This is a genomic window from Ochrobactrum sp. WV_118_8, from assembly GCF_039631535.1.
Lineage (GTDB): Bacteria > Pseudomonadota > Alphaproteobacteria > Rhizobiales > Rhizobiaceae > Brucella > Brucella anthropi.
Map to the genome: position 1 here is coordinate 1,974,043 of NZ_JBDIUZ010000002.1, position 19,140 is coordinate 1,993,182.

The following is a 19,140-nucleotide window of genomic DNA, read 5'->3' on the forward strand; positions in this document are numbered from 1 at the left end:
AAGTGAATTTATCCGAAGGAGCTTTCCGTGCTTGTAACACGTTACGGCCACAAAGCGAAAGCTGAATAGGACGAACAGTAACAGTACTAGTGATCGTAAAGACAAATCCCGTAACGGGGTCCTCGATACGCATCTTGGTTAAGTGGATGATGGAAACGATGCTTACTTCGCAACAATGGCTTCCGGTCGAGTTGCTCAATATCGGGCTGGCCGCTGCCCTTTTCTTCGCCTGCCTTGTTCACTCACTGTGGAAGGCCGTCTTCGATGAGCTCAACCCGGTATTCTGGCGCCGCACGGCTGCTCTGCTCTGGGCTGGTATCTTTACTGTCGCGCTGAGCGGCGGGATTGAAAGCTTCAACTGGCCACAGGCCATTGGATGGCTTCTCGTTCTTGGCGGTGTTGTTGCGACTGTGACACGTACCGGTATGAGCTATTATCGCCAATATTGCGCACATACATCGCGCGGTGTTCATTCGGGCCGCACCCGGCTTTCTGGACGGTGATCGCCATGTTTGCAAAGACTGTTGAAATGCCTTTGCGGCTTCACCGCCCACATAGCTTGCGCTCGTTCTTTATCCGCGCTTTTGCTGCTGCACGATCCCGTAAATATTCGTAGAGCGTGCACCCGATCGGCAGTAACCAAGAATGGGGCCCTCAGCTTCATCCAGCGCTGCTGCCATTGCATCCACATCTTCTTGCGTCAATTGTCCGCCTACAACCGGGATGTAGTAAGTTGCAAGCCCGGCTTTTTCGGCGACACGTGCAATTTCGCTGAACTCGGGTTGTTCAGGGCCGCCTTCGCCGTCTGGCCGATTGCAAATGATTGTGCGAAATCCCTCCGCTGCAATATCGCGTACGTCGTCGGGCTCGATCTGGCCCGAGACTGAATAATTGTCGTCTACCTGGCGAATATCCATATTTTCCTCACTTGCGGCTCAAATCGCGACGGCTTGTCCGGTGGCAACTTACATTAAAGTTGTTTTCATGCCACATGAAACTGCTGGGAGAACGGATGCGATGACAGGGGAGCGATTAAGGTGACGATCCACAAGGTTAGCCAGAGCGCTGTACGTATCGCGCATCGTGTGTCGAGCTTTCATGAAAGCACCCGAATGGTCCCGGAAGAAGTGCCTGTGGCGGTCAGCTATAACGGTTCAACCCAAGCCGTAATGATGGCTACACCGGATAATCTTGAGGACTTCGCGATCGGTTTCACGCTCACCGAGAATATCGTTGACCATATTTCCGAGATAGAAGCGGTTGATGTCGTAGCCTTTGAAAAGGGTATAGACCTACAGATCAGACTGTCCGAACGCCCCGAGCAGAGGCTTGCCGCGCGACGCAGGTTTATGGCTGGTCCCGTTGGGTGTGGTCTCTGTGGTATAGATTCAATCGACCATGCGTTGCGGTCGCTTGAGGCTTTGGAACAAGGTGATAGGAAATTTTCTTCCAACGATATTTCAATGGCTGTCGTGTCTCTTACGAAAGAGCAGCAACTGAATGCTGAGACCCATGCAGTTCATGCGGCGGGGTTCTATGTGCCAGGCGAGGGGCTTATTGCTGTACGTGAGGACGTGGGGCGTCACAACGCATTGGATAAACTCGTCGGAGCTGTCTCGCGTACCGGTACTGCACCGGGAAATGGGATCGTCGCGATTACCAGCCGTGTTTCGGTCGAAATGGTGCAGAAAGCAGTTATGTTCGGCGCGCCAGTTCTGGCCGCAATCTCTGCGCCGACAGCTCTTGCCATTCGAACGGCGGAAGATGCCAACCTAACGCTTGTTGCACTGGTGCGAGGTGTTGAATTCGACGTTTATGCCCATGGAGAGCGTATCGCAGGAGAATGACCGGCCTTTTCGCAAAGGCCGGTCGAAGCATCATTATGCAAGGGCGGCAATACGGCTGCGTTCGCTAACGACCTGTAACACCGCATTGGCTGCTTCCACGCCCTTCACCTTGAAGTGGGCATGGAAAAATTCATGATGTTCCTTGCTTTCATGGAAATGATGCGGTGTCAGAACAACGCTGAGCACCGGAACTTCGGTCTCTAGGCCGACTTGCATCATGCCGTTGATGACAGCAGTTGCCACGAAATCATGTCGATAGATGCCGCCATCCACGACGAACGCAGCGCCGACAATGGCAGCATACTGGCCGGTTTTGGCCAGAGTCTTGGCGTGGAGAGGAATTTCATAGGCACCTGGAACGTCGAAGATGTCGACTTCTATATTTGTGCCAGCCTTTGCGGACAGTTCCGCGATAAAGCTCTTGCGAGCTTCGTCGACAATATCGGCGTGCCAACGGGCCTGAATGAATGCGATCTTGAAGGAAGTCTTGTTCGGATAGCTCTGGTTCATAGGTTCCACACGAAACTAGAATCAGGGCGCACAAAAGAACGCATTGATTGTGCCCAAGGGCGCAATCCTAACGCTCATTCGCTCTCTTCCATCCGGACTTTAACCGTCGGCTCCGGCATCTCACCGGATCTGCTGACCCTGAACGGAAGCCGAATCGGCATCTTTCAGGCGCTCGCGGGCTCGAAACTTTCGCTTCATACCGCCGGTGGGGAGTTTCACCCCGCCCCGAGAACAAGCCCGCACACCATTGTGCGAGCGGCGTGAAATTAGGGTTTCGTCGCGGGCTTGTCCAGTAAAATAAGGGAAATTTTATACTCCCGACATTTCAGGTCGATGAGGGGGATTTTAGAGTGCTGGTTTGATGGGAGGCACCATGTAAAACGCTGCCCTTGAGGTGGTAATGCTTTAATTTCTAAGCGTTTTTCAGGGCGCCGGCTCTACCTGAAGTTTTAATCGATTGAATTTTACGTGTTTTATCTATCGGAAGATATTGACACCCTGGCAGGGTTTGGGCCTATCCTATGTTCACATCTTGTCTTGCGGATATTTAGCGTCCTTAAAAGACAACGTTGTCAATTGGGCTTAAGCGGCGTATGAGTGGGATGGAGGATTGCAGGAAAAGCGTCGTGAGGGATGGCCGGGCACAGGTGAAAGCGGAAGCTTTCGCATCGTATTGCGGCAGTGAGTAGGAGAAACTGGTTGTGTGGTGCAGCTGGTTTCGAGTCTGTGCCGAAGAGGCGCGGATGGGAATGACGAGACGGATTACTGCGCTGAAGCAAAGGCTTAGCCAGATATCCGATAGTCTTAGTTTCGTTTGTTTCTACGGGAGGTAGACATGCATAAACTTTTGAAGCTCGCCGCGATGGGTACAGCGGCCTGTGCTTTGCTCGCCGGAACGGCCCCTGTTGCCAGTGCGCAGGACAAGCAGAACGTTGAAGTTCTGCATTGGTGGACTGCTGGCGGTGAAGCCGCCGCGCTCGACGTTCTCAAGAAGGATCTCGAAAAGAAGGGCATTAGCTGGACCGATATGCCGGTTGCCGGTGGCGGTGGTACGGAAGCCATGACAGTACTGCGCGCGCGCGTCACAGCTGGCAATGCTCCGACGGCAGTGCAGATGCTCGGCTTCGACATCCGCGATTGGGCAGAGCAGGGTGCTCTTGGTAATCTTGATGAGATCGCAAACAAGGAAGGTTGGGAAAAGGTCATCCCGGCTCCTCTGCAGGAGTTTGCCAAGTATGACGGCCACTGGATCGCTGCTCCTGTCAATGTTCACTCCACCAACTGGATGTGGATCAACAAGGCAGCGCTCGACAAGGCTGGCGGCAAGGAGCCTACCAACTGGGATGAACTGATCGCTCTCCTCGATAAGTTCAAGGAACAGGGCATCACTCCGATCGCTCATGGCGGCCAGCCATGGCAGGACGCAACGATATTTGATGCTGTAGTGCTTTCTTTCGGTACAGATTTCTACAAGAAGGCCTTCATCGATCTGGATCCAGAAACGCTCGGCAGCGATACGATGAAGCAGGCTTTCGATCGTATGACGAAGCTGCGTTCCTATGTTGACGATAACTTCTCGGGTCGCGACTGGAACCTGGCTTCAGCTATGGTCATTGAAGGCAAAGCCGGCCTTCAGTTCATGGGCGACTGGGCGAAGGGTGAGTTTGTCAAGGCTGGCAAAAAGCCGGGCGAAGACTTCGTTTGCATGCGCTATCCGGGCACCCAGGGCGCTATCACATTCAACTCCGATATGTTTGCCATGTTCAAAGTCTCGGAAGACAAGGTTCCTGCACAGCTTGAAATGGCATCGGCGATTGAAAGTCCGACTTTCCAGTCGGCATTCAACGTAGTGAAGGGCTCCGCTCCGGCTCGTACCGATGTGCCTGATACCGACTTCGATGCTTGCGGCAAGAAGGCTATCGCTGACGAAAAGGAAGCGAGTGAAAAAGGCACGATGCTGGGCTCCATGGCGCATGGTTACGCTAACCCTGCTGCGGTGAAGAATGCGATCTATGACGTCGTAACACGCCAGTTCAACGGTCAGCTTTCCTCGGAAGATGCTGTAAAAGAACTCGTGTCGGCTGTTGAAGGTGCGAAATAACAGCAAAGAGGCGTCCGGTCCTTTCCGGACGCCTTCTATCTCAGGTGCTTTGGATATTGGTAGAGCATCTGAAAGTACTGGCATCAGTGGCCAGAAATCAAAACAACAATTGCATGATGAAGGCCTGCATGTTTCCATCGGAAATTGCGGCAGACTGAATTTATTGGGTGCATTCGGTCGCGCATAATGCAGAAGCGCTGGAATGCCGATCAAACAGATGTCCGGAACGTGCGCCTGATGTTTGGCGTATGTCTGGGTGGCGTAAACAAGGTGACGCAGAGATGCAGCGTAACAACCGATTACAAGAACTGGTGCCAAAGCTGGTTCTGGGGCCGAGCTTTCTGATAGTGCTCGTGTTTGTCTATGGTTTTATCATCTATACGGGCGTTCTTTCGCTAACCAATAGCCGAATGCTGCCGTCATATGGCTTCGTCGGACTTACGAATTACACCAAGTTGTGGGCCTTGCCTCATTGGTGGCGTGCGATCACCAATCTGGCGATCTTTGCATCGCTCTACATCATTATCTGTTCGGTTATCGGGCTGTTCCTTGCGATCCTTCTTGACCAGAAGATCCGCGGTGAAGGCGTTCTACGTCCGATCTATCTTTATCCGATGGCGTTATCTTTCATCGTCACTGGAACGGCATGGAAGTGGTTTCTCGATCCAGGTATCGGTCTGGAAAACACAATGCATTTATGGGGTTGGGAGAGTTTCTCCTTCAACTGGATCAAGAGCAATACAATGGCAATCTACTGTCTGGTGATTGCTGCTGTGTGGCAATCCTCCGGATTTGTGATGGCGATGTTCCTAGCAGGATTGCGCGGCGTGGATAATGAAATCATCAAAGCGGCGCAGATTGACGGAGCATCATCCGGTACGATCTATCGCCGCATCATTATCCCGTTGATGCGTCCGGTTTTCCTGTCAGCTTTCGTGGTTCTCGCTCATCTGGCAATCAAGGCATACGATCTTGTTATTGCGCTGACCGGTGGCGGTCCGGGGCAGGCCACCGAATTACCTGCCACTTTCATGTATTCCTATACGTTCACACGGAACCAGATGGGCATCGGTGCATCGTCGGCGATTATTATGCTGGCGATGATCTTCTCGATTATCATTCCTTATCTGTATTCTGAAATTCGCGGAGGGTTGCGGTCATGAGCGCCCAGTCGCAAGACAATGCCATCAACAGCGGAAAGCTGACGCGAGCGCTGATCTACACTGCGCTAATGCTCTTCGCATTCTATTATCTGCTGCCGCTTTATGTGATGCTGGTCAACTCCTTCAAACCCCTTGAAGAAATCCGCCAGGGCGGGATGTTGAACTTCCCGCAGCAATGGACCATCGAACCATGGTTATCTGCATGGTCGACCGCACAGATCGGAGTTCAGCCTACCGGGCTGAAGCCGTTCTTTATCAACTCGATCCTGATGGTGGTTCCAGCCGTTGCGATCTCGACTATTGTCGGCGCGTTGAACGGTTACGTTCTAACCAAATGGCAATTCCGCGGGTCGAACATCTTTTTCGGCTTATTGCTGTTGTCGTGCTTCATTCCGTTCCAGATCGTACTCATTCCGATGGCGCGTGTTCTTGGTTTTCTGGGGATTGCGGGCACGATTTGGGGACTGATCCTCGTGCATGTGGTTTACGGTATCGGTTTCACGACGCTCTATTTCCGCAACTATTATGAAGCCTTCCCGACAGAACTGGTGCGGGCGGCGCAGATCGACGGAGCGAGCTTCTTCCAGATATTCTGGCGTATTTTGCTACCGTCTTCAGGACCGATCATCGTTGTGTCGGTGATCTGGCAGTTCACGAACATCTGGAACGACTTTCTGTTTGGTGCCTCCTTCTCGGGTGCAAATTCCACACCGATGACGGTTGCACTCAACAATCTGGTTTCCTCCTCCACCGGCGTTAAGGAATACAATGTCCATTTCGCAGCTGCCATCCTGGCAGCTCTGCCGACGCTGATCGTCTATATCGTTTCCGGTCGCTATTTCGTACGTGGCCTGATGTCCGGTGCCGTAAAGGGATAAGTTGCAATGTCTTTTCTGAAAATATCTGATCTCTACAAATCCTACGGCAATGTTTCGGTTTTGAAGGATATCAATATCGAGATTGATGAAGGCGGTTTCCTCGTTCTCGTGGGCCCGTCTGGCTGCGGCAAGTCAACATTGTTGAATACTATCGCCGGGCTTGAGCCGATCACATCGGGTGACATAGCCATCAATGGCAAGTCGGTGTCCGGCCTGCATCCATCCCAGCGCGATATTGCAATGGTCTTCCAGTCTTATGCGCTTTATCCGAATATGACGGTTGCCGGGAATATCGCTTTCGGCATGGAAATTCGTAAGGTTCCGAAGGCTGAGCGCGATAAGGCTATTCAGGAAGTTGCCGATATCCTGCAGATCGGCCATCTGCTGGATCGCAAACCAAGCCAGCTTTCAGGCGGCCAACGTCAGCGTGTGGCCATGGGGCGTGCTCTGGTGCGTAATCCGCAGGTATTCCTGTTTGATGAACCACTTTCCAACCTCGATGCCAAGCTGCGTGTCGACATGCGCACCGAGATTAAACGGCTGCACAGCCGGATGAAAACTACGATCGTTTATGTGACGCATGATCAGATCGAAGCAATGACGCTGGCAACTAAGATCGCCGTTCTCAAGGATGGAATCTTGCAGCAATTCGGAACGCCAGCCGAAATCTACAATAATCCGTCCAATATGTTCGTTGCTGACTTCATGGGATCGCCAGCAATGAACCTACTAACTGCTCGGGTCGAAAAGAACGGTTCGGGCTATGCCATCAATCTCGGACGTGGTGAAGGTGAACCGTTGAAGCTGCCATTGAAGGCGGCGCCCCAAGGACTAGGCGCTTATGAAGGCCAGGATATTGTCTTCGGTATTCGCCCTGAAGCACTCACAGATCCGGATGGAGCTGATCGCAATGCAAATACGATAGTGGAAGGGGATTGCCTGATCGATGTTGTCGAGCCCGCAGGCTCGGATACGTTTGCTGTTACGCGATTGGGCGGCAAGCACGTTGTGGCACGACTGCGCGCAGATGCCCGCATCGCTGCGGGACAACCGGCCACGTTGGCCTTCAACCTGGACAAGTCGGTCTTCTTTGACCCGAACAGTCAGGGTCGAATTCTCTGACTGTGAGGCACATAGTGCAATCTTTGCCAACACTGCGGAGACTGTATGAAACGAAAAGAGCGCTTCCATTTTATTGGAAACGCTCTTTTTCATGTCTGCCTGGAGGGCAAAAAACTTTGTTTAGGGGCACGCTTTAATGCAGGAAATCAAGCCCAAGAAGGCCGACTGCAAGCGCAGTGTTCAGTGAAATGATCATCATTCCGTAGATGATGGCGGTTCTTGTAATATCGTTCATTTCCTACCTCCTTGAACCGGAGCGGCCCCCCACCCGGTTCGAAGCCTCGTGAAACTGTAACGAAATGTAACAAGCTGTTACGGGAAGCGCAACCCTGTTTTACGCAAATGTGAACGGTTGAAATCTGGCGTGAGAAATTCAGTGACTTTTGTCGGCAGAGAGCCAGTTAGGCCCAAAACCGCGATAAATTACTGATTTTATCGCATATTCACCGCAATGTGACGCTGCTCTGACTAGCAATAATCAGTGTGGCGCTACATAGGATTGTCAGCTCTTAAATATCCGTCATTTCGGAATATTACCGTGAATCGCATCATTCCTCTCGTACTGGCCATAGCCCTATTCATGGAGCAAATGGATTCGAACGTCATCTCGACGTCGCTTCCTGCTATCGCTGCTGACATCGGTACAAGCCCTATTGCGCTCAAGCTGGCGCTGACTGCTTACCTTGTTGCGCTCGCAGTTTTTATTCCCGTCAGCGGCTGGATGGCCGATCGCTTCGGGGCCAAGAATGTCTTCCGGGCTGCAATTGCGGTATTCGTGGTTGGTTCTGTAGCCTGCGCTGCATCGAATTCACTGACTGCTTTCGTCGTTGCGCGGTTTTTGCAGGGTATGGGCGGTGCGATGATGACACCGGTTGGCCGTCTCGTACTTATCCGTTCGACTCCGCGCAGTGAACTTGTGTCAGCCATGGCGTGGCTTACGATTCCAGCAATGGTCGGGCCGCTGGTAGGTCCACCAGTCGGTGGTTTCATCACGACTTTTCTGACTTGGCATTGGATTTTCCTGATTAATGTACCGATCGGTTTCGTCGGTATCTGGTTTGCAACGCGGTTTCTGCCGGACACAGACGAGCGCATCGTAAAGCGCCTTGATTGGACGGGCTTCTTTCTTTCCGGGATCGCAATGTCGGGCGTTGTCTTCGGATTGTCGGTCGTCAGCCTGCCAGCCTTGCCGCCTGCGGTGGGTTTTACAACCCTTGCAATCGGTATTGTCTGCACGGTTCTCTATCTTCGGCATGCGAGGAGAACCGATGATCCGCTGCTGAACCTGAAACTTTTCGATAATCAGGTATTTCGTTCCGCAGTCATCGGCGGCAGCATTTTCCGGTTCGGGATCGGGGCTATTCCATTCCTGCTGCCATTGATGTTTCAGCTTGGCTTTGGTCTCACACCGTTTCAGTCGGGTATGATGACTTTCGTTTCGGCGATCGGTGCGATCAGCATGAAATTCGGTGCAAAGCGTATCTTTGTTCGCGTTGGTTTCCGGCGCGCCTTGATGGCAGGGTCCTTGATTTCGGCCTGCTTCATTGCCGTCAACGGCCTGTTCACACCGACAACACCTTACTGGATCATCATCGGCTTTTTGCTGGTGGGGGGCTTTGCGCGTTCGTTGTTTTTCACTGGTGTCAATGCGCTTGCTTTCGCCGAAATCCCCGATGAAAAGACCAGTCAGGCGACGCCCATCACGGCAGTGGCGCAGCAGGTTTCCATTGCTATCGGTGTGGCACTGGCAGGTGGTATTCTGGAAATCAGTACGTCGTTACGCGGAGCCCATCTCGAATTGGTGGACTTCCACATCGGCTTCTTTGTGGTCGCTGCCGTTTCCGCTCTGGCTTTTCTCTGGTTTGCGCAGCTCGCACCTGATGCAGGCAAGGAACTGTCTGCGCCAACAGTCGTGAAACATCACGGTAAGGAGCCCGCAGCCATCGAAGCCGCGAGCACCTCAGCCGGAAAATAAGCTTCAGCCTTTGAAATCGCGGGCGAGTAGATAAAGCTCGACCGATTCCGCGCGTGATGCAGGTGGTTTGACATGATGCACAGAGCGGAACTTCTGCTTCAGCAGAGCTAGTAGTTCATTTTCCGTGCCACCCTGGAATGTCTTGGTGAGAAAATGCCCGCCCGGCTTCAAAACCGAAATGGCAAAATCAGCGGCGACTTCACACAGATGCACGGTACGCAGATGATCAGTCCTGCGGTGGCCAGTCGTCGGGGCAGCCATGTCGGAAATGACTAAATCGGGCTTGTCACCGAGCGCATCCATCAGTTTTTGTGGCGCCTCATCATCGAGAAAATCCATTTCCAGCAAGACAACGCCGGGCAGGGGGTCGACGTGAAGGTAGTCGATGCCAACGACGTTCGGATTCTCGTCGGTTGAACCGACAATCTTGGCCGCGATCTGCGACCAGCCGCCAGGCGCAGCGCCGAGATCGATGATCTTTTGACCCTTTTTGAGCAGATCATAACGATCATTGATTTCAATGAGCTTGTAGGCTGCGCGCGAACGATATCCGTCCTGCCTGGATTTGTGCACATAGGGGTCGTTCAAATGGCGCTGCAGCCAGCGGCGTGACGATTCCTTGATCGTGCCTGCCTTTTTCTTCACACGTACCTGCAGATTGCTGGAGCCCGCGCCACCGCGACCACCAGTTTTTACTCCACCCTTGTTTCCGCCTGCCTTGCTCATTTTCAGTGCCTGTTTCTAGCGCCTGTCGCGCGATTGTGTCGCCATGCGCCGTCGCGCGACATCAGTTCGGTCAAAATGCCTTCACGCAAACCACGATCGGCAACAAGTAGTTTTTCGCTGGGCCATACTTTGCGTATCGCATCGAGAATAGCACAGCCTGCCAATACCAGATCGGCGCGATCTGCGCCAATACACGGGTTCGCTACACGAGCGTCAAAATCCCACGACAGAAGACGGTTGGTCATTTGCGTCACATCGTCGGCATCCATCCACATGCCATCGACCCGGCGCCGATCGTAGCGGTCGAGGCCGAGATGAATTCCAGCGAGCGTGGTTACGGTTCCAGATGTACCCAGCAGGTGGAAACGCGGACTGGCAGTCAGATTTCCGAGACACTGCCGCTCGGCAAATTGCGCAAGCAGATCGGTCACATGCGAAACCATGGAATCGAAACTTTCCTGCGTGACATTGCGTCCGCCGAAACGTTCTGCCAGCGTCACGACGCCGACAGGAAGAGACGTCCAGGCCATGATATGCTCTGCCAGACGAGGAGAACGGCGACGGGAAACATCAATCAGCGCAATTTCAGAAGAGCCGCCACCAATATCGAACAACACGACGGCATCCGTTTCGCGGGTAACCAGTGTACCGCAGCCTGAAACAGCGAGCCGGGCTTCCGTCTGCCGGTCTACGATCTCCAGTTCAAGTCCGGTTTCCGCCAGAACCCGTGCCAAAAATGCTTCGCCATTCGAAGCCGAACGGCAGGCTTCGGTGGCTATCAGTCGCGAACGTCTGATTTTCTTTCCTGCAAGTTTGTCACGGCAAACCTTCAGTGCTTCAACGGCACGATCCATCGCATTTTCGCTAAGCTGGCCAGTGGCACTCAAGCCTTCTCCCAATCGTACGATGCGTGAAAATGCATCTACAACGCGGAATTGGCCAGGCCGCGTCGGCGACGCAACCAGCAGGCGGCAATTATTTGTGCCAAGATCCAAAGCTGCATAAAGTGGAGCGTCGCCCTTTTCGTGATGCGCGCCATTAGCAGCGCGGGGCATCTGGCCATTGCCGCCCTTACGCTTGTTCGGCGTCGATGCATGTTGGCTTTCCGCGCGCGCGACATTATGCGTAGACTTCAACGCAGCTTCAGCTACCAGCGGCGTCTGCGCACCCTGTTGTCGTGACTGCTTCTTTTTACGAGCGCGGCGGCGGCGATTCGAGATTTTTCCGGAAGATCGCTGTTGGTTGTTTGCTGCTTCTGCAGCCTCGGGCTTTTGCGCAGAAGCTTCAACAGCCGGCACAGACTTACCGCGCCGACGCCGACGTGCGCGTTTACGCTGGCTCTGCGAATTCGTGCCTTCGGTCTCGTCCTGTGGCTTTGAGCGTCCTGAATCGGATGCACTACGGGCATTGCCGATATCTGTAACGGCTTTCTTGCGCGGTCTGCGCTTGCCGTTATCGGACGGATTCCGGGCCTGCGAATTGCCCGATTGTCCGCCGGACGCCCCTTGATGCACCATTTCGGCGGTGCGCTCGTCGGGGTTCTTCAAGGTTTTTGTCCTTATGGCGCCGCGCGAACCTGTCAGGACGCAAGCAAGGCGCTTCAATTTCTACGTTGTGCATAATGTAACAGTGGTTTTCTGTTTTACCAAGGGGCAGGCTGTCGAGAGCCGCCGGAAAATTTTGAATGCACGTATGAAATTTGAGCCAACGGCGCGCCCGAGGGCTTTCGCTGGTGGCGAAAGCCCTTAAGGAGACGATATGTCTGCAGGTTAGATGTCGTAAGTATGGGCTGCGTTGATTGTCGCAACGAATTGTTTTGTGCGCTCACGCGTAGGCCGCGTGAAAACCTCGTGTGCGGAGCCCGTTTCAACGATGTTGCCCGACTCGAGAAAGACGACGTTCTTTGCAATTTTGGAAGCGAGCCGCAGGTCGTGTGTCGCGATCACCATGGTGGTGCCTTCCTTTGCAAGTTTGCTCAGAACATCAACGACTTCGGAGGCGAGTTCGGGGTCAAGGGCCGAGGTGGGCTCATCGCATAACAGAACACGCGGGGATGGTGCCAATGCACGTGCAATCGCGATACGCTGTTGCTGGCCACCAGAGAGCGTTGAAGGCCAAGCATCCGCTTTATGCGCCATCCCTACCTTTGTGAGCAATTCCATCGCACGTTCTTTTGCCTTGTCCTTCGGCCATTTCAGAACCGTAACGAGGCCTTCCATCACATTCTGGATCGCGGTCTGGTGAGGAAAGAGCTGGAAGTTCTGAAACACCATGCCTGTCTGGCGGCGGATTGATTGGATTGCCTGCCAGCTCGGCTTACGGTCAGGCTCGAAGCTGAGACTCTGGCCACCCAGAACCAGAGTGCCCGACGTCGGAATCTCCAGCAGGTTTATGCAACGGAGCAACGTGCTTTTGCCTCCGCCGGATGGACCGACTAGTGCTGTTACTGTGCCCTCGGCAATCGCAACGTTGATATCATTAAGGATCACAGCGTCGTCAAAGCGCTTTACGATATGTTGCAGCTCGATCATGCGTTTGTCTCCAGTGTGCCGCCATAACGTCCGAAGCGTTTTTCAAGGCGCACTTGCAGCGCTGAGAGTACGGAACTCATCACGAGATAGATCAAGGCTGCTTCGATATAGAGGATGAGAGGTTCGTAAGTGGTCGCGACGATACGTTGCGCGGACTGGAAAAGCTCCGGCACGGTGATGGCGGCTGCAAGCGACGTATCCTTTACCAAAGAAATGAAGGAATTGGAGAGCGGTGGTACTGCGGTGCGGGTTGCCTGTGGCAGAATGGTGCGCGCAAGTGCCTGACGCCAGCTCATACCAATTGAATATGCGGCTTCCCATTGACCTTTCGGAACGGCGGATATGACAGCCCGGATAATCTCCGAACTATAAGCACCAACGCTGAGAGAGAAACCAATTACGGCTGCTGGAAATGCATCGAGATAGATGCCGGCGCTTGGCAGGCCATAAAAGATTACGAACAACTGCACAAGCAGGGGGGTGCCGCGAAATATCCAGACATAGAAGCGTGCAATAGATGAAAACCAGAGCGGAGCGAACAAGCGCACGAGCGCGGTCAGTAGCCCTAATGTCAGGCCGAATGCAAAGGACAGAAGGGTGAGGGGAATGGTGAAAATCAAGCCAGCCCACAAAAGAGTCGGCAGGGATTCCACCATCAGTTGAAGCCAATCGGGCACGGTTTTCGGCTCCTCAATAATGCATAAAGTCAGACTGAAATGAACTTGCGCTGATGAACCTGCGCGTCCTTATCTTATACAGTCTGACATTCATGTCTTGGGAATAGTTTTTCACAATCACAATAAAACGAAGCCGGAAGTGGCTTCCGGCTTCGTCTTGTAAACCAGGAAAAACGCTTACTTGGAAACGTCCTGACCGAAATACTTCTGTGAAATTTTGTCGTAGGTGCCGTCGGCTTTAATTTCGTCGAGAGCCTTGTTGATCGCCGTAACGAGATCATCGTCGCCCTTGCGGACGATGATGCCCGACGCGTCGGCATTTTCTTTCTCGGCCACAACCTTGACCGGAGCTTTAGGCTGGTGCTTTTTGAAGTCGAGGAAAGACAGGCTGTCATTAAGGGTCGCATCCGCACGGCCTGTCAGAACAAGCTGGATCGACTGGTCGAAACCATCTGTGGCTACGAGTTCAGCGCCAGCTTCCTTCGCGAGCTTGCCGTAATTGCTGGTGAGCGACTGTGCTGACTTCTTGCCCTTAAGGTCAGCAAAATCCTTGATCGTATCGTCCTTGTCGTTGACGATCAGAACGACCTTGGAAACGATATAGGGGTTGGAGAAGTTGAACTTCTTCTGACGCTCTTCGGTAATGCCTACCTGGTTGATAACGGCATCATAGCGTTTGGAATCAAGCCCAGCGATGAGCCCGTCCCATTTGCCTTCAACGAATTCCGGCTTTACGCCGAGCTTGGCAGCCACGGCTTCACCGATTTCCACGTCGAAGCCGACGAGCTTGTTGTCCTTGTCGTGATAGGTGAACGGCGCGTAGGTGCCTTCAGTGCCGATCTTTAAAACGCCCGCCGACTTTATGGCGTCGAGATTTTCTCCGGCCATAGCACCAGTGAAAAGAGCTGCCTGAATGATGCCTGCGGTAGCGATGATCTGAGCGAATTTCATTTTCGGTATCCGTGAACTGGTTGAGGTTCTATTGATCGCAGAAATTTAATTCTAAAGATGCGTCCAAAACGACCATTACGCAGCAATTATTAGGATTGGTTACTAATTATTTGAATAATTTGAGTGAATAATTCTAACACCTTTCAGTCCGGATCGGAAGGGTGGAGAAAGCATTCACCCGCCCTGAGTCACTATGAGATGACTTTAACCAATCGATGCCGGTTGAACGCAAAGCGCCGCCAGAATTTCAGCTGGCGGCGCTTTGCGTGTCGGTGGGCAGGCCAACTACTAGGGTTTGCCGTAACCGCCACCGGTTGGTGTGATGACGGTGAAGGCTTCACCTGCTTCCAGAACGGTCTGGTCGCAGTTGCCGAGCACTTCGATGGAGCCGTCCTTTCGCCGTACTTCATTGCGACCGGTTTGACCGGCTTCGCCGCCTTCAAGGCCGAAGGGCGCTACGCGGCGATGTCCTGAGAGAATGGCGAAATCGAGCGTCTTAAGTGCACGGATCGTGCGCTTGGTGCCGTCGCCAGCGTGCCACTTGCCCTTGCCGCCCGATCCATGCCGAATGTGGAAATCTTCCAGCAACACCGGGAAGCGTGTTTCCAGAATCTCCGGATCGGTGAGGCGGGAATTGGTCATATGTGTATGCACGGCATCTGCACCGTTGAAACCCGGACCGGCGGGGGCACCAGAACAGATGGTTTCGTAATACTGATATTCATCATTGCCGAAGGTCAGATTATTCATAGTGCCTTGCGCTGCGGCCATGGCCTTGGTCGCGCCAAACAGGCAGTTGGTGACAGCCTGACTGACTTCGACATTGCCCGCCACCACGGCTGCCGGATAGCGCGGTGAAAGCATCGAACCTTGCGGAACGATGATCTTGATCGGGCGCAGGCAGCCCGCATTCATCGGAATGTCGCCTTCGACCAGCACACGGAAGACATAAAGCACAGCTGCGCGGGTCACGGGTTCCGGTGCGTTGAAATTGTCGGAACGTTGTTCCGATGTGCCGGTGAAATCAACCGTCGCTTCGCGCTTTTCTTTGTCGATCGTGACGCGCACCTCAATTTGGCAGCCCTGATCCATCTCATAGGTGAAATGGCCGTCCGGCAGCTTGTCGAGCACACGGCGCACGCTTTCGGCGGCATTGTCCTGAACATGGCCCATATAGGCTTTCACAACATCCTCGCCGAAAAGACCGATCATTTTTTTCAGCTCGGCGACGCCCTTTTCGTTGGCGGCGATCTGCGCCTTCAAGTCGTTGACGTTCTGCGTCAGGTTGCGGACGGGGTAGGTCGCACCCGTCAGCAGAGCGGCGAGCGCTTCCTCGCGGAAGGTGCCACGATCAACCAGCTTGAAATTGTCGATATAGACGCCTTCCTGCTCGATATTGACCGCAAGCGGCGACATGGAACCCGGCGCGATGCCGCCAATATCCGCGTGATGGCCACGGCTAGCGACCCAGAAGCGGATTTCGCGATGGTCGTCATCGAAAACCGGCGTGCATACTGTAAGATCGGGCAGATGCGTGCCGCCATTATAAGGCGCGTTGATGAGGAACACATCGCCCGGCTTGATGTCGCTGTTTTCGCGGATGGCGGTGGCGACGGATGCATCCATGGAACCCAGATGCACCGGCATATGCGGCGCATTGGCGACGAGATTGCCTGCCGCGTCGAAAACTGCGCAGGAAAAGTCGAGACGTTCCTTGATGTTCACCGAATAGGCGGTGTTTTGAAGCGTCACGCCCATCTGCTCGGCTATGGACATGAAGAGATTGTTGAAAATCTCCAGCATGACCGGATCGGCTTCGGTGCCGATGGCCGTGCGGGCGGGCAGCGCCTTGATGCGCGTCAGCACCACATGGTCATGCGCGGTCAGGCGAGCCTGCCAGCCATCTTCGATGACGATGGTCTGGTTTTTCTCGATGATGATTGCCGGGCCGGTGACGGTCTGGCCGCGCTGCATCTGCTCACGCAAGACGACGCCCGCATCGTGCAACGTGCCTTGCGAGAAGAAGCTGGTCCGTTTGGCGGTTGCCGCTTCCAGATCGCTGTCGAGCGACTGGGCGCTTTCGGTCTCGCCAGCACCTCCGCCAACGGCTTCAACTTCCACTGCGTCGATAACGAGAGTCTTGTTTTCCGCAATGAAGCCGAAACGGCGCTTATGGGCGGCCTCGAACTCGGCGCGAAGACGGTCGGCATTATCCTGTGCCGGGAAGGCGGCTTCAATGGAGAGCACCGTGTCGGTGCCCGCATAGCGGATGTGGGCGCGCAGATGACGCTGCACGGCTTTAGCCTCTATGCCCTGGGCCAGAAGTTCAACGACGCATTCCTGCGCCAGTTCTTCGCCGAGTTCTTTCAAGGCTGAAGGCGCTGCTGAATCGAGCGCGACGCCAAGCGCCTTTTGGCGCGTGGCGCGAATATCGGCCAGGCCCATGCCATAGGCGGACAGCAGGCCGGACATGGGATGGAGAAGAATATTCTTCATGCCAAGCGCATCGGCCACGAGACAGGCATGTTGTCCGCCCGCGCCACCAAAGCAGTTGAGCGCATAGCGCGTCACATCATAGCCGCGCTGGACGGAAATTTTCTTGATGGCCTCGACCATATTGGCAACCGCAATGCGGATGAAACCATCGGCAACGGCTTCCGGCGAACGGCCATCGCCGATTTCAGTTGCCAGCGCGGCGAAGCGTTCACGCACCCGCTCCACATCCAGCGGCTGGTTCTGGTTGGGGCCAAAGATTGCCGGGAAAAATTCCGGCAACAGCTTGCCCAGCATGACATTGGCATCGGTGACGGCGAGCGGTCCACCGTTGCGATAGCAGGCCGGACCGGGATTGGCGCCTGCCGAATCCGGTCCGACACGGAAACGCCCGGCATCGTAATGCAGGATCGAACCGCCACCTGCGGCAACGGTGTGGATCAGCATCATCGGCGCGCGCACGCGCACACCGGCAACTTCCGTTTCAAAAGCGCGTTCATATTCGCCGTCGAAATGCGCGACATCCGTGGAGGTGCCGCCCATGTCAAAGCCGATGACATTCGGGAAACCAGCCGTTTCGCCGGTCCGGGCGAGGCCGACGACGCCGCCTGCCGGGCCGGAGAGGATTGCATCCTTGCCCTGAAACAGATCGGCTGCGGTGAGACCGCCAGACGACATCATGAACATGACGCGCGCGCCGGTGCGCTCGACATCCAGCTCGTTGGAGACCTGCGCAACATAGCGGCGAAGAACCGGCGACAGATAGGCATCGACGACGGTGGTGTCGCCACGCCCGACCAGCTTGATCAGCGGCGAAACTTCATGGCTGACGGAGACCTGTTCAAAGTCGAGACTGCGCGCAATGCGAGCAATTTCAGCCTCATGTGCAGGGAACTTATAAGCATGCATGAGCGCGATGGCGACGGATTTGTAGCCCTGTTCCTTCAGTGCAGCCAGTACGGCTTCCGCCTCGGCGGGATCGAGCGCCGTTTCAACCGTGCCGTCTGCCTGAACGCGTTCGTTCAGTTCCACGACCTTTTCATAAAGCGCTTCCGGCTTGATGATCTCGGTCGCAAAGATGTTCTTGCGCTCCTGATAGCCAATGCTCAGCGCATCGCGAAAACCCTTGGTGGTGACAAGGGCCAGCCGCTCGCCCTTGCGCTCGAGAAGCGCATTGGTCGCGACCGTCGTTCCCATGCGAACTTCGCCGATAATTCCGGCGGGAACCGCTTCGCCGGTCCTGAGGCCAAGATGCAGGCGAATGCCGTGAACGGCGGCATCCTTATAGGCAGACGGATTTTCGGAGAGAACCTTGCGTGCAAGGAGCTGGCCCTGCGGATCTCGCCCGATGATGTCCGTAAACGTACCGCCGCGGTCGATCCAGAAGTCCCATACTCCGCGTCCCGTTCCGCTCATCGTCGGCTCCCTTACACAGCACTACTGGTGCATTTCGAAATCTTTTCAGGATTTCATAGTCCCACTTTATTGACAAAATGTCGATAAGATGGTGACATAAAATACACATAAATAAGGGAGCAGCAAGAATGGGGAAGAACAGGGACAGCGAAGAAACTGTAGCGGTGTCTTCCGAGACCCGGGAAGCAAGCTTCGATGAAGTCGCGTTGCCCAAGCATCTGCGCCCGGTTGCCTCAATAGGTCCCATTGTATCGTCTGCGCATCTTGCCGAAGGTGGTTCGCCAGGTATGTCCGAGGTTGAATATGGCCTCATTCTCGCATCGCACGCATTTTCGCGCTGGATGGTTCGCTGCATGGCCGCGGCGGGCTTGCCGGGGCTTTCCCCCATCGAAGTGCTGATTCTCCATTCGATCCGCCACCGCGACCGTGAGAAGAAGCTTGCCGATATCTGCCTCGTTCTCGACATTGAAGACACGCATATTGCCACCTATGCCATCCGCAAGCTTGAAAATGCCGGCTTGCTGACGACCGGCAAGGCGGCAAAGGAAAAGACGGTGAAGATCACCGCCAAGGGCGCCGATGCCTGCGCGCGTTATGCGCAAATTCGTGAGCGCCTTCTGGTCGATTCTACGGCCAATGCGCGCCCATCGGAAGAAACGCTTTCCGAAGTGGCTGCCCTTCTGCGCTTCATGTCCGGTGCATTCAATCAGGCCACACGGTCTGCCATCACACTTTAAGAGGGTTGAAAGT

General features: G+C 54.4%; 16 protein-coding genes and 1 riboswitch. Of the genes, 8 read left to right on the forward strand and 8 right to left on the reverse strand.

Annotated features, from left to right (window positions below; all coding sequences use genetic code 11):
- Nucleotides 1-158: 158 nt before the first annotated feature.
- The gene (locus ABDF71_RS23530) at nt 159-503 is read left to right on the forward strand and encodes a hypothetical protein (RefSeq protein WP_151663111.1); all 345 of its coding nucleotides are present in this window, start codon (nt 159-161) and stop codon (nt 501-503) included.
- Nucleotides 504-572: 69 nt separating this feature from the next.
- On the opposite strand, the gene ABDF71_RS23535 is transcribed toward ABDF71_RS23530, so the two are convergent.
- The gene (locus ABDF71_RS23535; RefSeq protein ID WP_010659007.1) at nt 573-917 is read right to left on the reverse strand and encodes a protein tyrosine phosphatase family protein; all 345 of its coding nucleotides are present in this window, start codon (nt 915-917) and stop codon (nt 573-575) included.
- Nucleotides 918-1,037: 120 nt separating this feature from the next.
- Here ABDF71_RS23535 and fdhD point away from each other — a divergent pair, with 120 nt between their 5' ends.
- Nucleotides 1,038-1,847 (forward strand): formate dehydrogenase accessory sulfurtransferase FdhD, encoded by an 810-nt coding sequence (gene fdhD, locus ABDF71_RS23540; protein ID WP_029927126.1) that lies wholly within the window; start codon nt 1,038-1,040, stop codon nt 1,845-1,847.
- Between the two features lie 33 nt (nt 1,848-1,880).
- On the opposite strand, the gene ABDF71_RS23545 is transcribed toward fdhD, so the two are convergent.
- Entirely contained in the window at nt 1,881-2,357 is a 477-nt protein-coding gene (locus tag ABDF71_RS23545) for a 6,7-dimethyl-8-ribityllumazine synthase (RefSeq protein WP_043062867.1), read from the reverse strand.
- A gap of 76 nt (nt 2,358-2,433) precedes the next feature.
- Nucleotides 2,434-2,594: riboswitch (FMN riboswitch) on the reverse strand.
- Nucleotides 2,595-3,192: 598 nt separating this feature from the next.
- Here ABDF71_RS23545 and ABDF71_RS23550 point away from each other — a divergent pair.
- From ABDF71_RS23550 to ABDF71_RS23570, 5 genes are all read left to right on the forward strand, one after another.
- Entirely contained in the window at nt 3,193-4,458 is a 1,266-nt protein-coding gene (locus tag ABDF71_RS23550; protein ID WP_043062866.1) for an ABC transporter substrate-binding protein, read from the forward strand.
- Between the two features lie 281 nt (nt 4,459-4,739).
- A complete protein-coding gene (locus tag ABDF71_RS23555) occupies nt 4,740-5,621 on the forward strand; it encodes a carbohydrate ABC transporter permease (RefSeq protein WP_258124190.1) in 882 nt (293 codons plus the stop codon).
- Nucleotides 5,618-6,499 (forward strand): carbohydrate ABC transporter permease, encoded by an 882-nt coding sequence (locus ABDF71_RS23560; protein WP_043062865.1) that lies wholly within the window; start codon nt 5,618-5,620, stop codon nt 6,497-6,499. The genes ABDF71_RS23555 and ABDF71_RS23560 overlap by 4 nt, the downstream gene beginning before the upstream one ends.
- 6 nt (nt 6,500-6,505) lie before the next feature.
- On the forward strand, nt 6,506-7,621 hold the full coding sequence (locus ABDF71_RS23565) for an ABC transporter ATP-binding protein (protein ID WP_036587395.1): 1,116 nt from the start codon (nt 6,506-6,508) through the stop codon (nt 7,619-7,621).
- Between the two features lie 538 nt (nt 7,622-8,159).
- Nucleotides 8,160-9,596 carry a DHA2 family efflux MFS transporter permease subunit gene (locus tag ABDF71_RS23570; protein WP_151663109.1) on the forward strand — a complete coding sequence of 479 codons (1,437 nt, stop codon included), beginning with the start codon at nt 8,160-8,162 and terminating at the stop codon, nt 9,594-9,596.
- A 3-nt stretch (nt 9,597-9,599) separates the two neighbouring features.
- Here ABDF71_RS23570 and ABDF71_RS23575 read toward each other — a convergent pair whose 3' ends face one another.
- The 6 genes from ABDF71_RS23575 to ABDF71_RS23600 all read right to left on the reverse strand — a co-directional run bounded on the left by ABDF71_RS23575 (nt 9,600) and on the right by ABDF71_RS23600 (nt 18,390).
- Nucleotides 9,600-10,322, reverse strand: a complete 723-nt coding sequence (locus tag ABDF71_RS23575) for an RlmE family RNA methyltransferase (protein ID WP_010658998.1) — start codon at nt 10,320-10,322, stop codon at nt 9,600-9,602.
- A 2-nt stretch (nt 10,323-10,324) separates the two neighbouring features.
- Nucleotides 10,325-11,869, reverse strand: coding sequence for a Ppx/GppA phosphatase family protein (locus ABDF71_RS23580; protein ID WP_151663108.1), 1,545 nt, complete (start codon nt 11,867-11,869; stop codon nt 10,325-10,327).
- 222 nt (nt 11,870-12,091) lie between these two features.
- Nucleotides 12,092-12,853 (reverse strand): amino acid ABC transporter ATP-binding protein, encoded by a 762-nt coding sequence (locus tag ABDF71_RS23585; RefSeq protein ID WP_012093173.1) that lies wholly within the window; start codon nt 12,851-12,853, stop codon nt 12,092-12,094.
- Nucleotides 12,850-13,530 carry an ABC transporter permease subunit gene (locus ABDF71_RS23590; protein WP_029927140.1) on the reverse strand — a complete coding sequence of 227 codons (681 nt, stop codon included), beginning with the start codon at nt 13,528-13,530 and terminating at the stop codon, nt 12,850-12,852. The genes ABDF71_RS23585 and ABDF71_RS23590 overlap by 4 nt, the downstream gene beginning before the upstream one ends.
- A 177-nt stretch (nt 13,531-13,707) precedes the next feature.
- Nucleotides 13,708-14,481: an amino acid ABC transporter substrate-binding protein gene (locus ABDF71_RS23595; protein ID WP_010658994.1), complete on the reverse strand. Its 774-nt coding sequence runs from the start codon at nt 14,479-14,481 to the stop codon at nt 13,708-13,710.
- A 288-nt stretch (nt 14,482-14,769) separates the two neighbouring features.
- The gene (locus ABDF71_RS23600) at nt 14,770-18,390 is read right to left on the reverse strand and encodes a hydantoinase B/oxoprolinase family protein (RefSeq protein ID WP_151663107.1); all 3,621 of its coding nucleotides are present in this window, start codon (nt 18,388-18,390) and stop codon (nt 14,770-14,772) included.
- 128 nt (nt 18,391-18,518) lie between these two features.
- Between ABDF71_RS23600 and ABDF71_RS23605 the strand changes: the two genes are divergently transcribed.
- Entirely contained in the window at nt 18,519-19,127 is a 609-nt protein-coding gene (locus tag ABDF71_RS23605) for a winged helix DNA-binding protein (protein WP_029927145.1), read from the forward strand.
- Nucleotides 19,128-19,140 lie beyond the last annotated feature (13 nt).